This window comes from Emticicia agri (genome assembly GCF_004168285.1).
GTDB classification, from domain to species: domain Bacteria; phylum Bacteroidota; class Bacteroidia; order Cytophagales; family Spirosomataceae; genus Emticicia; species Emticicia agri.
The window spans coordinates 153,281-170,697 of the sequence record NZ_SEWF01000005.1; the positions used below are offsets into that span (position 1 = coordinate 153,281).

Annotated in this window: 10 protein-coding genes; all 10 read left to right on the top strand. The window is 40.0% G+C overall.

Annotated elements, in window-relative coordinates:
* The first annotated feature begins 411 nt into the window (after positions 1–411).
* Positions 412–3,513, top strand: coding sequence for a SusC/RagA family TonB-linked outer membrane protein (locus EWM59_RS04890; protein WP_130019823.1), 3,102 nt, complete (start codon positions 412–414; stop codon positions 3,511–3,513).
* 38 nt (positions 3,514–3,551) lie between these two features.
* Positions 3,552–4,985 (top strand): SusD/RagB family nutrient-binding outer membrane lipoprotein, encoded by a 1,434-nt coding sequence (locus EWM59_RS04895; RefSeq protein WP_130019824.1) that lies wholly within the window; start codon positions 3,552–3,554, stop codon positions 4,983–4,985.
* Between the two features lie 57 nt (positions 4,986–5,042).
* Positions 5,043–5,519: a hypothetical protein gene (locus tag EWM59_RS04900; protein ID WP_130019825.1), complete on the top strand. Its 477-nt coding sequence runs from the start codon at positions 5,043–5,045 to the stop codon at positions 5,517–5,519.
* 450 nt (positions 5,520–5,969) lie between these two features.
* A complete protein-coding gene (locus tag EWM59_RS04905) occupies positions 5,970–6,329 on the top strand; it encodes a cupin domain-containing protein (protein ID WP_130019826.1) in 360 nt (119 codons plus the stop codon).
* Between the two features lie 14 nt (positions 6,330–6,343).
* Positions 6,344–7,504, top strand: coding sequence for an alpha/beta hydrolase (locus EWM59_RS04910; protein WP_130019827.1), 1,161 nt, complete (start codon positions 6,344–6,346; stop codon positions 7,502–7,504).
* A 7-nt stretch (positions 7,505–7,511) separates the two neighbouring features.
* On the top strand, positions 7,512–8,717 hold the full coding sequence (locus EWM59_RS04915; RefSeq protein ID WP_207219940.1) for a DUF6786 family protein: 1,206 nt from the start codon (positions 7,512–7,514) through the stop codon (positions 8,715–8,717).
* A gap of 89 nt (positions 8,718–8,806) precedes the next feature.
* Positions 8,807–11,200: a glycoside hydrolase family 95 protein gene (locus EWM59_RS04920; RefSeq protein WP_130019828.1), complete on the top strand. Its 2,394-nt coding sequence runs from the start codon at positions 8,807–8,809 to the stop codon at positions 11,198–11,200.
* Positions 11,201–11,243: 43 nt separating this feature from the next.
* Entirely contained in the window at positions 11,244–13,157 is a 1,914-nt protein-coding gene (locus EWM59_RS04925; RefSeq protein WP_130019829.1) for a glycoside hydrolase family 88/105 protein, read from the top strand.
* 290 nt (positions 13,158–13,447) lie between these two features.
* Positions 13,448–14,848, top strand: coding sequence for a glucuronate isomerase (uxaC, locus tag EWM59_RS04930; RefSeq protein ID WP_130019830.1), 1,401 nt, complete (start codon positions 13,448–13,450; stop codon positions 14,846–14,848).
* An 11-nt stretch (positions 14,849–14,859) separates the two neighbouring features.
* Entirely contained in the window at positions 14,860–17,391 is a 2,532-nt protein-coding gene (locus EWM59_RS04935; protein WP_130019831.1) for a glycosyl hydrolase, read from the top strand.
* Positions 17,392–17,417 lie beyond the last annotated feature (26 nt).

Below are 17,417 nucleotides of genomic sequence, written 5' to 3' on the forward strand. Positions count from 1 at the left end.
TGTCTCACTTCGCAAAATCTTTATTGGTACTCCTGAACTGAAAGATTGCAATAAGTATGCCTATTTTTTTAAAACTTGAAATATATTTATTATATGGGCTATTTGTCTGGATTTTTAATAAACTTTTAATTGTTGTATCAAAAGCTATACTTCAGAAATAAGGCGTAATTATAACTTTTCTACCCCCTGAAAGGTTTTGAACAGAGTTACTAAATACCTATAAAACAATTCTTCAAACTCCCTTACTTTATCGCTTCTTACCTGAATCTTATCTATAAAAATTACTATTTCATAGCTAAGTCCAAAAATCAGACAAGCTTTTGTATATATCAATCTCGTTGTATAAAATGTAGATAATACAGATAGTCTTCTTACATTTATCACACTAAAACCAAATATATTCACATTCCTATGAAAAAAAAGCTACACAAACTGTGTTTTTTACTCTGCCTTTTGCTCTCCTTACACGTATCTGCACAGAATACAATCAGAGGAAAAGTTACATCTGCAGATGATGGCACGGCAATTCCGGGTGTCAATGTTACAGCCAAAGGAAAAAATGTTGGAACTGTTACAGATGCTAATGGCGAATACAGCATCTCGGCAACTCAAGGCACTGAACTGATATTCAGTTTTGTGGGGATGGAAACCCAAACCGTATTGGTGCAAAACCAGACTACTATCAATGTTGTAATGACCTCTTCAGCTTCGGCCTTAGGCGAAGTTGTAGTTACTGCCTTAGGGCAGACACAGGAAAAGCGTGCGATTGGCTATTCTATTCAGGCCATTAAAGCAGATGAAATCAAGAATTCGGGTAATCAGAATGTGGTTGGTGCTTTGCAAGGGAAAATCGCCGGAGCTGTTATTACCGGTTCGGGTGGTGCACCGGGTTCCGGTATCAACATTATTCTAAGAGGGGTTACCTCGTTGAGCGGGAATGCTGATAACCAGCCTTTATTTGTAATAGACGGCATTATTATCTCAAACTCAACCAGTGTGGGTAATCCATTACCAAGCGCAGGAAGTAACTCACCTGGTGCAGGAGAACAGTTTGCCAACACCAACCGTGCGGCTGATATTAACCCTGATGATATTGAAAGTATATCTATCTTAAAAGGCCCTTCGGCTACTGCACTTTATGGGTTACGTGCGTCAAACGGAGCTATTATTATTACTACTAAAAGAGGAAAATCAGGTAAACTCAACCTCTCAGTTTCTTCTTCAGTTAGTGCCGATGTATTAGGCAAATCACCCGATATACAAACTACGTTCCTGCAAGGTAGATTAGGCGAATTTATTCCGTTAGGCCCCGGTAGAACACCCTATCAATCATTTGGTCCGGTTTTAGACCCACAGAATACTACTGATAAGATTTATGACAACTTCCGTGGATTTTACAGAACCGGGCTAACCAATAACAACAATATTACATTGACCAAAGGGGGCGATAAAGGCAATATTTATTTGTCTTTAGGGCGTAGCTATCAAGCGGGTATTGTGCCTAATACAGACTTTGGCCGTACTTCTGCCAAAGTAGCCGGGCTCTATAATATTACTAAAAACTTCTCGGTTTCGGCCTCATTCAATTACATCAATTCAGGAGGTAAACGCCCACCTGCCGGAGATAAATCTATCTTTAGTGCCTTAGGGTACTGGCCTAATACTTATGATGTAAACGATTATCTGAATCCGGATGGAACACAGAAAAATATTCTTCCGGGTTTTACAGACAACCCTCGTTATCTGGTTGAAAAAAGTCCTCGCATTGATAAAGTAAACCGCTACATAGCCGATGTTACTTTAAATTATAAAATCACTGACTGGTTATCGGCCAAATATCAGTTAACCTATGATACTTATCACGAGACACGTAGCCGCCAGGTGGATAGTACCTTTGACGTAGGGATACAGGTGAAAGGCTTCCTGGTGAATGAATTTCTGAATTACCGCGAGCTTAACTCAAACTTATATGTAACCGCAACAAAAGATTTCAGCGATAGCTGGAGTGGCTCATTAATGGTGGGAAATTCTTTAGTAAACAGCAAACGTCCTGATAGCTATTATATTCGTGGGGAAGGGTGGAAAACACCATTTACCAATGACCTCAGTTCATACCGGAATCAGCAGACACGTTTTTATTCTCCGGCGCATTATCGCATAGCCAGTTTCTTTGCCGATGCCAAATTGAGTTATAAAGATATTTTATATCTGAATGCAACCGGACGTAACGATATTGTTTCTACCCTACCACAAGCCAATAACTCATTCTTTTATCCGTCATTCAGCGCAGGGTATATCTTCACCGAGCATTTTGCCAGTAATAATACCTTGTCTTATGGTAAATTGCGGGCGTCGTGGGCACAGGTGGGTAAAGGTACTGACCCTTATGTATCGGGCAATTATTTTGACATTACTGATAACTTCCCATTTGGTAATAATGTGCCGGGGTATTTCCGTAGGTCAACAACGGCTGACCCTAACCTGAAGCCTGAACGCACCACTTCTATAGAGTTAGGTACAGAACTACGTTTCTTCAAAAACCGCTTTATGATTGATGCTACTTATTTTACGATGGATAGCCGAGACCAGATTGTAAGGGCTCCGGTTTCAAACGTATCGGGTTATTCTTTCTATTATACCAATATTGGGTTGATTCGCAACAAAGGGGTAGAATTATTGGCTACGGCAAAAATTATCCAGAACAAGGATTTTAGCTGGGATGCTTCCATCAACTGGTCGAAAATGTCGGGTAAAGTCATTGAAATGCCTGCCGAACTAAAAGAGATAGCCTATTATGACAACGTAGTAGGTAGTTTAAGAATCCGTGAGGGCAGTAAAATAGGTGATTTATGGGGATATGATTACAGAAGAGCCCCAGACGGACAATTGATTATTGATGCGAATACAGGCTTCCCTATTACCAGTACAACTTTGACCCAATACGGTAATGCTTTACCTGATTGGCTGGGAGGCTTGACCAATACCTTCAACTATAAAGGTTTAAGCCTATCGGCCTTGTTAGAATGGCGACACGGTGGCGATGCCATTGACTTGGGCGAAAGAAATGCGCTAAGAAGTGGTTCTATCAAACTAACCGAAAGACGATATGAAAGAGTAGTTTTTAATGGTGTAGTTGAGCAAAAAGGCACAGACGGAACCGTAAGCTATGTACCTAATACAAGAGAAGTGTTTTTAGATGATGCCCTGTACAACCCATCTACCTCTACCCGTTTCAATAGCTGGTCGAAACTGAATATTCAGGATGCTTCTTGGGTGCGTCTTCGTACGGTAAGCCTTAACTACTCACTGCCTCAAAGCCTGATTGGTAAGTCAGTATTTAAAAATGGGGTGCGTTTCAGCTTTACCGGAACGAACTTATTCCTGAATACACCCTTCCGTGGATATGACCCGGAGGCATTATCTTTTGGTTCAGGAACCAACATCATTGGTTTTGTAGGCAGAAACAACCCTGCTACCAAAAGCTTTATGTTTGGTGTATCAGCTAATTTCTAATCGAATCCACTTGTAAAAACAATATTCCAATTATTGCAATGAAAAAAGTACAATATATATACACACTTTTAGTGGCCGGGTTCGTGACCCTTTTATCGGGATGTCAGGATTTTCTGGACGTGAACGTTGACCCCACACTAAAATCTGATGCCACAGTACAGGAGCTTTTACCGACTGCGCAGTTTTATACCAGCGAAGCCAGTTATCAGCAAGCCTATTTTGCTGGTCAGTATGCACAACAATTAGGCAGTAACTTAGGCACGAATGGTACTGATGCTTATTATGAGGCCGAAAATGCCACCGGATGGTCAAACTTATACTTATATGTGATTCCGCAATTAAATCTGATTATTCAGAAAGGCACAACCGAAAACAATCCGGCTTATGTGGGTATTGCTAAAACCTTATTGGCTTATAATCTGGGCATTGCTACTGCCAACTGGGAGAATGTACCTTATTCACAAGCCGACCAGAAAAACTTTTCTCCGGCCTACGATAGCCAGCAAACCGTTTATACCACTATTCAGAAGTTGTTAGACGAAGGAATTACTGAACTGGCTAAAAACTCAGGTACAAAACCCGGTGCTGATGATATGATTTATGGTGGCGATTTGGCTAAATGGTCTCGTCTGGCTTACTCATTGAAAGCCCGATATGCCATGCACCAATCAGCTTTAAACCCCCAGACCGCCTCGCAGACAGCCTTAACTGCTTTGCAGAATGCCATGACAAGTAACGCTGACGATTTCCAGTTACAATACAACTCCAAAAACCTGAGCCCCTGGTACAGCCGTGTAGCATTGGCTAACAGCACAGGTAACCTGTCAATTACTTATGGCAGCACCTTTGTTGACTTGATGAATGGAAAGATACAAGGCATTGTTGACCCTCGCCTACCGATTGTTGTGAGCCTGAAAACCGGACAAACTACCTATGCAGGCGTGATTCCGGGTTCAGGAGCAGGTTCAACCGTTGACCTGACTACAAGAGCATGGCATTCAAACATCAATTCGCCGATTGTGATGATGAACTATGCCGAAGTAAAAGCCATAGAAGCCGAAGCAAGATTTCTGGCCAATGGTGGCTCTATCACCTCAACAGGTACTACTACCGAAGCCTACAACGCTTATTTAGAAATTGCCAGAGCTAATATGCAAAAGCTGGGTGTAAGTGCTGAAAATATTAATACTTACTTATCGGCTCCTGTGGTTAATACAGGTGCTGCTAATCTCAGTTTATTACATATTATGCGTGAAAAATACAAAGCGATGTTTCTGATTGGCGATATATGGACCGATGTAAGAAAGTATAATTACCTTGATTTCCCGATGCCACTTAATACCAATCCTGATTTAAATGGTCAGCGTATTCAGCGCATGAAATACCCATCGTCAGAATTAACCAGAAATGCCCAGAATGCAGAGTCCAATCTGAAACAGCCGGGCATAAAAATGTGGGTATTTACCAAATAATCAGGCTTGTCAAAACAGGCATTAAAAATGAAATTATCGATTTTAAATTCAAGAGATATGAAAAATATAAAAGGAATAGTATTCACCTTACTGGCTTTTTCGGCAGTCTTTATCACAGGGTGTTACGAAGAACCCAACTTACTTAGCGAAATAACTACCAGCAAAGGCAAAGTACCACAGATTTCAGTGGTCTGGATAGGTACAACCCGTACTACTACGGCTAATACATCGGTAGTAACCGGACTTACTACTGCGCCGGGTACTACTACTAATTTCAATATTGAATATACATCAGAAGTTCCTGTGAAAGAGTTCAGAGTTTATTGGGCACCTACAGCATCCGGTACACAAACTTTAGTTACCAGTATTCCGGTGGGTACACAAAAATATGATGCTACACTCAGGAATTATGTATTAGCCGTACCGATTACAGCACAGGAAACCTCTAAAACCTCACGTGTTTTCTTTGCTGAAATTGTTTCAGAAAACGGACTGGTTTCGGCTCAAAGGTCAGCAACCTTAACTACTAACTAATATAGATCCGGATATTAAACTATAATTATTCTCCAAAAATCCTGATAGCTACCAGACTGTCAGGATTTTTTATGGACAAATAATAGAGATTAAGGTATTCTGTATGGTTTTTAACAGATTTCTTAGATATTTACAATTCAATTAAACCTAAGTGCAATTTTGGCAACGTTCCCGATAACGTTTGCATAAAAATATCAATCAGGATTAAATATTTTCCTTAGAAATAATAGGTACTTTTACTTTACTGTAGAAGTATAAGAAACTGTATAACTTAATCTCTTTAAATCAAAATGAATTATTTTTTGCAAAGACAAGGCGCTAAAACCGCAGCTTAGCAGAGCTAAGTGAGGATTTTTGCAACGCAGTATTTGCGAAAAAGAATCATTTTGAACAAATAGGATTAAGTTATACAGTTTCAATATTCAATCAACTATCTATTAAGCACAAACCTTGAACTCTTTCGTACATACGGTCTTTGAAAAAACATTAGTAGCCGACAATGAGCTACCCTGGGAAGTAGTCAATGATAAAATCAGGCGAAAAATCATGTCTTATTCTAAAGACCTGATGCTGGTAAAAGTCGCTTTTGAAAAAGGCGGTATTGGCACTATTCACAAGCATCCACATCTGCAAATCAGCTATATTGCCAGCGGTGTTTTTGAAATCACTATTAATGATGAAACCAAAACCCTGAAAGAAGGCGATGTATATTTTGTACCATCTGATGTTTTGCACGGGGCAGTTTGTATAGAAGATGGTGTGCTGATTGATGTCTTTAACCCCATGCGAGAAGATTTTATTTATACTTAACTCTATTCACTCCTATGAAAACCTTATTTTTCATCATTTGTCTTACTTTGGTTGGTTTTTGTGCGTTCAGCCAGTACAATCCCGAAAAACCTGACTTGATGCAGGGGAAATTCTATACCGAAGAACAGGCTGTAAAAGTGCATGAAGATTTAGCTAAACAATACTCGGATAAAAAAAGCTGGGAGAAACACGCCAATCTTATCCGAAAAGGTATTTTAGAGGGTTCGGAATTGGATCAGCTAAAATTGAAGAAACCTACGAATATTACGATACACAGCAAGAAAGAATTAAATGGTTATAGCGTTGAGAATGTTTCTTTCCAGACCTTAGGAGGTATTTATGTAACAGGCAATCTGTATCATCCGTTGAATCACACCGGAAAAATGGCAGGTATTCTTTGCCCTCATGGACACGGACAAGACCCACGTTTCAAAGAATATACGCAACAGCGTTGTGCTACGCTGGCACGTATGGGAGCAACTGTATTTGCCTACGACATGATTGGCATGGGAGATTCCAAACAATGCGACCACAAAATCCCGAAAGCCGTAAAAGTACAATTAGCTAATGGCATTGCTGCTTTAGATTTCCTGCTGGGTTTGCCGGATATAGATAAAGACAGAATCGGTATGACCGGAGAATCAGGCGGTGGTACACAAACCTTTTTATTAACAGCAATAGACCAGAGAATAAAAGTATCTGTACCTGTGGTAATGGTATCAGGTTATTTCTTTGGTGGGTGTGTTTGCGAGAGTGGTATGCCTGTTCATAAACGCCCTACCCATACTACCAGCAATGTTGAGATAGCGGCTCTTGCTGCTCCTCGTCCCATGATAATGATTTCAGACGGTGGCGACTGGACAAAAAATACACCGGAATTAGAGTATCCTTTTATTAAAAGAATCTACGGTTTCTATGGTGCCGAAAACCAGTTAGAAAACGTGCATCTGCCAAACGAAAAACATGATTATGGTATTTCTAAACGCTTGGCTGCTTATGATTTTTTAGCTAAACATCTGAAATTAGACATCAATAAAGTAAAGGTAAATGGCAAAGTAGATGAAAGTGCCAATGCAGTTTTAACTGCGGCAGATTTAAAGGTATTTGATGAAAAACATCCTTTACCGGCTAATGCCTTAGTGGGAGACGAAGCAGTAATGAAATTATTAAACTAAGCCCGTGATGAAGAAAATTCTTTCAACCTTATTGGCATTATCAGTCTGGGCTTGTAATACTGACACACAGACCAGGGAAACACAAACAACTATGAAATCGGAAGAGACTTTTGGGTATGATTATGATTTTTTGAAAAAATATAAGGAAGTAGTCTTATTAGAGCAAGACAGCATGAAAGTGGCTATTGTAGGCGACTATCAGGCACGCGTGATGACAAGTTCAGCCAAAGGTATGAATGGCTTCAGTTATGGATGGATTAATCATGAGTTTATTGCCTCCGGTAAATTTACACCACACATGAATGCTTTTGGCGGTGAAGAACGTTTCTGGTTCGGTCCGGAGGGTGGGCAGTTTTCAGTCTTTTTCAAAAAAGGGAGTACATTCGACTTCGCTAATTGGCAGACCCCTGCTGAAATAGATACGGTTTCTTATGATTTAGTAGAGAAACAAGCCGATAAGGCCCTATTCTCGAAAGATATGGAATTAGAAAACTATTCGGGTACAAAATTTAAAGTAAACCTGAATCGTGAAATCAGTTTGCTGAACAATGCCGATGCTGAGAAACTTTTAGGCGTTTCACTTAAGGATATAAATTGGGTTGGCTACCAGACTAAGAATGTACTGAAAAATACCGGAGCCGAAGACTGGGATAAATCAAAAGGAGTACTTTCTATCTGGCTTTTGGGTATGATGAAAGCCTCTCCACAAAATACCATTATTATCCCTTATCAATCAGGTAAAGCCGACCAGATTAATGATAGTTACTTTGGCAAAATAGCTGCTGAACGATTGGTAAAAAAAGATGATATACTATTTTTCAAAGCCGATGCGCAATCAAGAGGTAAAATCGGTATTCCTCCGCAAGCTCTGAAACCCGTAGCAGGAAGCTATGACGTAGAAAATAAAATCCTGACGATTGTTCAGTTTGATTATAATGGAGAAACGGACTATGTAAATTCGATGTGGGAGATACAGAAAAATCCGTACAAAGGCGATGCCATTAATGCCTATAATGATGGCAAGAACGATTCAGGCTCACAGATGGGACAATTTTATGAATTAGAGACCTCCTCCCCTGCCATTGCCTTAAAACGCAATGAATCCCTTACGCATACGCAACGGACATTCCATTTTGAAGGAACTGAAAACGCCTTAGATGCCATCAGTAAAAAAATCTTGGGCGTTAACCTATCAGAAGTACCTAAACTCTGACACTAACTTGTGGCGCGAGCTTCCAGCTCGCAGTTTGTAGTCGAATCAATTCTTACTTAAACTCTAAACTAAAGGATAAAACTCCTGGCATGAAAAAATACAAACTACTACTACTTCTTTTCACCATTACAAATATCAGCTACGCACAACCTGATAAAACACTTTGGTATAAAAAACCAGCACAATATTTTGAAGAATCCTTAGTGCTCGGCAATGGAAAATTAGGTGCTACAGTTTTTGGTGGTGTACAATCTGAAAAAATTTACCTGAATGATGCCACTTTGTGGTCGGGTGAGCCTGTGAATGCCCGTATGAATCCCGAAGCATATAAGCATATTCCGGAAATAAGAGAAGCCTTAAAAAACGAAGACTATCAGTTGGCAGATAAACTGTATCGAAAAATACAAGGCAAATACTCCGAGTCTTTTGCCCCATTAGGCACTTTATATATCAATTTTGCCAATGCTGATAATGCACAAAACTATTATCGGGAATTAAATATCAGCGATGCTGTTTCTAAAACGACGTATGAAATTGATGGAGTAAAATATACAAGAGAATACTTTGTCTCTCACCCCGACCAGGTTATGGTAATTAAGTTAAGCAGCAACAAGCCCGACGCACTGAACTTTGACGTTAAGTTTAACAGCTTACTAAAAAACAAGGTTTCAGGAACTGATAATCTGCTGACCGTAAACGGTTATGCTCCTGTAAAAGCAGCGCCTAACTATGTAAATATTCCTGATGCAGTTGTATTTGATGAGAGCAAAGGAACACGTTTTACTACTTTAGCCAAAATCAAAAACAATGGCAGTGGCGAGGTAGTACATACCGATAGCACCATAGGCATTAAAAATGGCACTGACGCACTAATTTTTGTTGCCATAGCTACCAGCTTTAATGGTTTTGATAAAAACCCTGCCACCGAGGGTCTTGATAATCAGGCAATAGCAGCAGCAAATCTGAATAAAGCCTTTGCCAGAACTTATACGCAGTTAAAGCAGGCACATATCAAAGACTATCAAACCTATTTCAATAGAGTTGATTTAAATTTAGGTACTTCACAAGCTCCTATCTTACCCACCGACGAGCGATTGAGACGCTATGCCGAGGGTAAAGAAGACAAGGTTTTAGAAGTTTTGTACTTCCAGTATGGCCGTTATTTATTAATCAGTAGTTCCCGAAGCAAAGGTGTACCTGCCAACCTTCAAGGCATCTGGAATCCATACATGCGTCCGCCCTGGAGTAGTAATTATACCACCAATATCAATGCCGAAGAAAATTACTGGTTGGCAGAAAACACCAACTTATCTGAAATGCACGCACCGCTTTTAGGTTTCATTAAAAATGCATCTGAAACCGGAAAGGTTACTGCTAAAACCTTTTATGGAGTCAACGGCTGGACAGTAGCCCACAACTCTGATATATGGGCGATGAGTAATCCGGTAGGTGATTTTGGCAAAGGCGACCCTGTATGGGCCAACTGGACGATGGGTGGTACCTGGTTAAGCACCCACCTATGGGAGCATTACATTTTTACAAAAGACCTGAATTTCCTGAAAAATGAAGCTTATGACCTCATGCGAGGCGCAGCACAGTTTTGTCTGGAGTTTATGATTGAAGATAAAAACGGACATCTGATTACCTCCCCTTCTACCTCTCCTGAAAACAAATATGTCAATTCGGCAGGTTATAAAGGCGCTACACTTTATGGGGGTACTGCCGACCTTGCCATGATTAGAGAGTGCTTTGAACAAACCATCAAAGCCGCTAAAATACTGAATACTGACGCTGAATTCAGAGGAAAATTGGAGCAGGCATTAGCTAAGCTTTATCCTTATCAGATTGGCAAAAAAGGCAATCTACAGGAATGGTACTATGATTGGGAAGACGAAGACCCGAAACACCGCCACCAGTCGCATTTGTTTGGTTTGTTTCCGGGCAACCATATTACCCCTGAAAAAACACCTCTGTTGGCCGATGCCTGCCGAAAAACCTTAGAGATAAAAGGCGATGAAACCACAGGTTGGTCTAAAGGTTGGCGCATTAACCTCTGGGCAAGGCTTTGGGACGGCAATCATGCCTATAAAATGTATCGTGAGTTATTGCACTATGTAGAGCCTGATGGTGTAAAAACCAACTATTCCCGTGGAGGCGGCACTTACCCTAATTTATTTGATGCGCACCCACCTTTCCAGATTGATGGGAATTTCGGTGGCGCAGCTGCTGTAGCTGAAATGTTGGTACAGTCAGACGAAAATCAAATTCTTTTATTGCCTGCTTTACCCGACGACTGGGTAACTGGCTCGGTAAAAGGTTTATGTGCCAGAGGAGGTTTTGAAATTTCAATGACATGGGCCAATAAGTCTATCAAGACCCTGACTATTTTCTCGAAAAAAGGTGGAGAAACCACGCTTCTTAACGGCAAGAAATCAAAAAAAATCAACCTGAAAGCAGGGCAGAAATTGAATGTAACCTGGTAATATCAAACTGCCCTGTAATTATTCATATTTATTATTTCTGATAATGAAACTTACAAAATTATTGGTTATTCTATTTATCAGTAGTCTGAGTAGTCTGGCACAAAAACCTTATTCTGTTCAGATGGCAGAGTCGTTTATGACATGGTACAAAGACTCTATTGCTGTTAAACCTAATAGACCTGCGGCCTGGGACTACGAACAAGGATTAATGCTGAAAGCCCTCGAAAAAGTATGGTATCGAACCGGAGACGGAAGATATTTTGAGTATATCCGTAAAGACCTTGACCGCTATGTGCAAAAAGATGGCAGTATCCGCACCTATCCTTACAATGATTTCAATCTCGATAATATTCCTACCGGCAGGGCTTTGTTGATGCTTGCGCAGCAAACCCAACCCGACAAAGAAAAATATATTAAAGCCGCTAATCAATTATGGAAACAAATTGAAAATCAACCCAAAACCAAAGAGGGTGGGTATTGGCATAAACAAAGGTATCCCTACCAGATGTGGTTAGACGGGCTGTTTATGTGTGAGCCTTTTGCAGCTGAATACAGCAAGTTATTCAATAAACCTGAGCATTTTGATGAAATTGCCAAACAATTTGCCCTGATAGAAAAATATGCGGTAGATGAACAAACAGGCTTGGTTTATCATGGCTATGACGAAAGCCGGGAGCAAAAATGGGCAGATAAAAAAACCGGACTTTCGCCACATTTCTGGAGCCGTGCCATTGGTTGGTATGCTATGGCTCTGGTAGATGTATTGGATTATTTCCCTGAACATAACCCCGAAAAAGCCAATCTTATTAAATACCTGCAAAGATTGGCTCCTGCCTTGGTAAAATATCAGGATGCCAAAACAGGCGTATGGTATCAGATGACTACGCAAGGAACCAGAAAAGGCAATTACTTTGAGGCATCCGGGTCATGTATGTTTGTATATGCCTTAGCGAAAGGTGTACGACAAGGGTATTTAGACCCAAAATATCTGACAGCAGCTAAAAAAGGCTATGCAGGCATATTGAAAGAGTTTGTAGAAAAAGAAAAAGATGGCACCATCAGTCTTAATAAAACTGTGAGTGTAGGAGGCTTGGGTGGTAATCCCTACCGTGATGGTTCTTATGAATATTACCTGAGTGAGCCTATTCGTAAAAACGATTTAAAAGGCGTAGGACCGTTTATTTTTGCCAGTGTAGAAATGGAAATTGCCAACGAAAATACCCTTGGCAAAGGTAAAATAGTTGCAGTAGATGGACATTTCAACAATGAGTTCAGAAAAGATTTGAATGGCAATCAGGAGAACTTCCACTATACATGGGAAGACCGTATGCACTCAGGTTTCTGGGTATGGGGAAAAATCTTTAATGAATTAGGTGCCAGAACAACTACCATTAAAACCGCACCAACTGCCGAAAACCTGAAAGACGTGAATGTGTATATCATTGTTGACCCTGATACCAGAAAAGAAACAGCCAAACCGAATTTTATTCAGGCCGATGCTATTAAAAATATAAGTGACTGGGTAAGCAATGGGGGTGTATTAGTTATGATGGCGAATGATACAGCCAACTGTGAACACAAAAACTTCAATCTGTTAGCTAAAGAATTCGGTATTCAGTTCCTGCCCAAAAATATCAATATGGTGCAAGGTACACAATGGGAACAGGGACGTCTGGATATTCCGGCTAATAATCCTGTTTTTAAAAATACAAAGGCTGTTTATATCAAAGAACTTTCACCACTTGCCCTAACCGGCTCTGCAAAAGCTATATTGAGTGATAAAGGGGAGGTAATTATTGCAGTAGCAAAAGTGGGCAAAGGGACTGTTTTTGCCGTAGGAGACCCCTGGCTATACAATGAATATACCGATGGCCGACGCATTCCTATTGTGTATGAAAATTTCAATGCCGCTAAGGATTTGGCGACGTGGTTGTTACAACAAAGCCCTAAGAAATAAATATATTCATATTTTATTAATGCAAAAGCCGACTTGAGTCGGCTTAGGTACAAAATACAACCTTTGTTACTTTAGCCACCGAATTCATTCGGTGAACTTTTTATGATTATAAAGTCATTCTTCCTTAAATTCTATTTTGTCAAAATAGTATTAAAAAAAGAAAAATTAGGGCAGAATAAATTAATTGAAACTAAATAGTTTTGCTGAATCAATATTTTATAATTATCAGGAACAGAGCAAAGGACTGAAATTCCTTGTGTCGTTCTTCAAAATTTAGCCTTTCAGAGAGCATGAAACCGTTTTTAGACGAAGATTTTTTGTTGCAAACCAAAACCGCCCGCACACTCTACCATGAGTTTGCGAAAGATATGCCTATCATTGATTACCACAATCACTTGCCTCCTGACCAGATTTTAGGAGATAAAGTATTCAAAAATATCACTGAAATATGGCTGTATGGCGACCATTATAAATGGCGTGCCATGCGTACTAATGGAATCAATGAAAAATACTGCACGGGTGATGCCTCTGATTACGAAAAATTTGAGAAATGGGCTGAGACCGTACCTTATACCATGCGTAACCCGTTGTATCACTGGACACACCTTGAATTACAACGCTATTTTGATATAAAGGACACGTTAAGTCCGGCAACAGCTAAAAAAATTTACGACATCAGTTCAGAAAAAGTCAACTCTCCTGAATTTTCGGTAAGGAATCTGCTTCGTAAAATGAATGTAAAAGTAGTTTGTACAACCGATGACCCATTAGATTCATTAGAATACCACCAGAAATTAAGAGAAGCAGGTGATTTTGAAATAAAAGTACTTCCGGCATTCAGACCTGACAAGTTTATATTGATTGACAACCCTAATTTCCCGACTTATATCCAGAAATTAGGAGCGATTGTCAATTTTGAAATACAATCATTTGAGGACTTACTAAAAGCACTTCGCCAGAGAGCAGATTTCTTTGCTTCGCAAGGCGGTCAAATCTCAGACCACGGTTTAGAACAAATCTATGCCGCCGATTTCACACCGGAAACCGCCGATAGTGCCTTTAAAAATGCCCTTGCCGGAAAAACCCTCTCAGAAGCAGAAGCACTGATTTTTAAATCAGCTATTCTGCACGAATTAGGTAAAATGTATGCCGAATTAGGCTGGACACAACAGTTTCATTTAGGAGCGTTGCGCAATAATAACAAGCGTGCCATGCGCCTTTTAGGTCCTGATACAGGTTGGGACTCTATCGGCGACTGGTCACAGGCAATCGCCTTATCTAAGTTTTTAGGGAAATTAGATGAATACGACCAGTTAGCCAAAACCATTATTTATAACCTGAATCCCCGGGATAATGAGTTAATTGCCACAATGGTGGGTAATTTCAATGATGGCTCAATGGCCGGAAAAGTTCAGTTTGGCTCGGGTTGGTGGTTCCTCGACCAGAAAGATGGCATGGAAAGACAAATCAATGCCTTATCAAACATGGGTCTTTTAAGCCGCTTTATTGGCATGTTAACAGATTCGCGCAGTTTCTTGTCATTTCCTCGTCACGAATATTTCCGCCGCATCCTTTGCAATATTTATGGCAATGACATCGAAAACGGTGAGTTACCTAACGACATTCCGTGGATTGGTGAAACTATACAAAACATTTGCTATAACAACGCCAAAAACTATTTTGGCTGGTAACTGATAGTTCTATGAAACGCTTTGTTATTCTTTTTTGTCTGATTGCTTGTCAGGTTTCGGCACAAGTATCTACTACAAAGCCCTGGGCTTACTGGTGGTGGATGGGTAGTGCCGTTACAAAAGAGGGAATCAGGCAAAACCTACAGGAATATGCCAAAGCGGGTTTTGGTGGTATGCACATCATTCCAATTTATGGCGTAAAAGGAGAAGAAAGCAAGTTTTTACCCTTTCTATCAAAAGAATGGTTAGATATGCTTGATTTCACCTTGCAGGAAGCTAAGAAAAATAATTTAGGCATTGACCTCACCTTAGGGACAGGTTGGCCTTTTGGTGGTAAAAATGTATCTGTTCAAGATGCAGCCCAAGCCTTTAAAATACAGGAACAAGGCGGCAAGTACACACTTACCTTTGCCCCAACCAATCAGAAAGTAAAAAGAGCCGCACCGGGTGGTGAAGGATTAGTGGTTGACCCTTTCAACAAAGCGGCTATAGAACGCTATCTGCAAACTTTTAAAGAGGCTTTCGGACAAAAAAATTATCCTGTCCGTGCTTTTTATAATGATTCCTACGAAGCCTATGGTGCTAACTGGACAGCAAATTTCTTTCAGAGATTCAAAGAACTCAGAGGATACGATTTAGCCAGGCACCTCGATGTATTGGCTAAAGAAAAAGCAGAAACCGAAAGAGAAAAACTCATTTGGGGAGATTATAATGAAACTCTCTCAGATATTCTTCATGATGATTTCACCAAAACATGGGTAAACTGGTCGAAAAAACAAGGTAAAATTACCCGTAACGAAGCCCACGGCTCACCTGCCAATATTTTAGATTTATATGCTATTGCCGACATTCCCGAAACAGAATTTTTCGGCAGTAAACCTTATGATATTCCGCTGTCTCGCATTGACCCTGATTATGAGGAAAAACGCTTTGGCGTACCTGATGCCCTGGTTTTGAAATTGGCTTCTTCTGTAGCCCATGTAACAGGTAAAAAGTTAGTGAGTTCAGAAACAGCCACCTGGCTCGGCAACCATTTTAAAGTATCACTTTCGCAAGTCAAACCTATTATTGATGAGTCATTCACTGGGGGAGTTAATCATGTTTTTTATCATGGACTCCCTTATTCGCCACCCAATGAACCATTTCCGGGTTGGTTGTTTTATGCCTCTACCAATTTCAATCAACAAAGTCATTTCTGGGAATACCTGCCTGAATTGAACCATTATATTGCCCGTTGTCAGGAAAAACTGCAAAACAGCAAGCCGAATAATGATATTCTGATGTATTTCCCTATCTATGATTTATGGCAATCAGTGGGTAATAAAGCTAAAACGCATGCAATAGACGTACACGCCATTATGAGAGATGGCATGCTGAAATCTGCTTTTGGCGATGCGTGTAAAGAATTAGTTAATCATGGTTACAGTTTCGATTTTATTTCTGACTTACAACTCAAAAATGCTCAGATTGCCAAAAAACAGTTGATTACACAAGGAAAACAAGCCTACAAAGCAATCGTGGTTCCTCCTATGCAATATCTTCCGGTAGAAACATTAGTTTATTTAGATAAATGTAAAAGCGCAGGAATCCCCGTATTTTTTGTAAATCAGTTGCCACAATCTACCACAGGTTTTCATGAATGGGACACACGCCAGAAGCAATTTGAACAACTCTTATCTAAATTTAATACAAGCATTAGTTCAAATATCATTGAGAGTTTAAAGTCAGCTAAAATCAGACAAGAGTCAATGGCTGAATCGGGTTTATCATTTATCCGTAAGAAAAATGCAACGGGTGCTGTGTACTTTGTCAGCAACTTAGGTAATCAGTTTCAACAAGGCAATATTCAACTGGCAACTACGGCACAGGCTGTCAGATTATATGACCCACTCCATCAGAAAAGTATGTGGGTTTCAGTCAAAAAAGTCAATAACAATCTGATAGAAATACCTTTGACACTTTTTGGAGGAGAAAGTGTATTTATTGAAACCTTCAATCAAAAACCTGCCAGTGCTAAAGTATCTTCAGGCAAAAAGGCAGTTGAAACCATCACCTTGAAAGGTAACTGGAAAGTAGATTTTGTAAAAGGGCAGCCTTTTATCCCTAATTCGTTCCAGACCGATAGTCTGCAATCATGGGTTAATATGACTGACTCGACAGGTCAATACTTTAGCGGCACAGCGCATTATCAATTGCAATTCAGCTTAGATAAAAGCCAGATTAAAAACGGCTATTTAGATTTAGGCGATGTAAGAGAAATGGCAATCGTGAAACTCAATGGCAAAGACTTAGGCAAATACTGGTCTTTACCTTTCAGGGTACCATTTACAGCAGACATGTTAAGTACCACTAATAGATTAGAAATAGAAGTAACCAATCTATCGGCTAACCGGATTAGGTATTTAGACAAAACAGGAGTAAATTGGAAGAAATTTTATGACACCAATATGGTGGACATCCGTTATCAACCCTTTAATTCGGCTAAATGGCAACCCGTTCCATCAGGATTGTTAAGCCCTGTAAAATTAGTTTTTGAACAATAATCCATCACTGAAAGGAAGAGAACCCT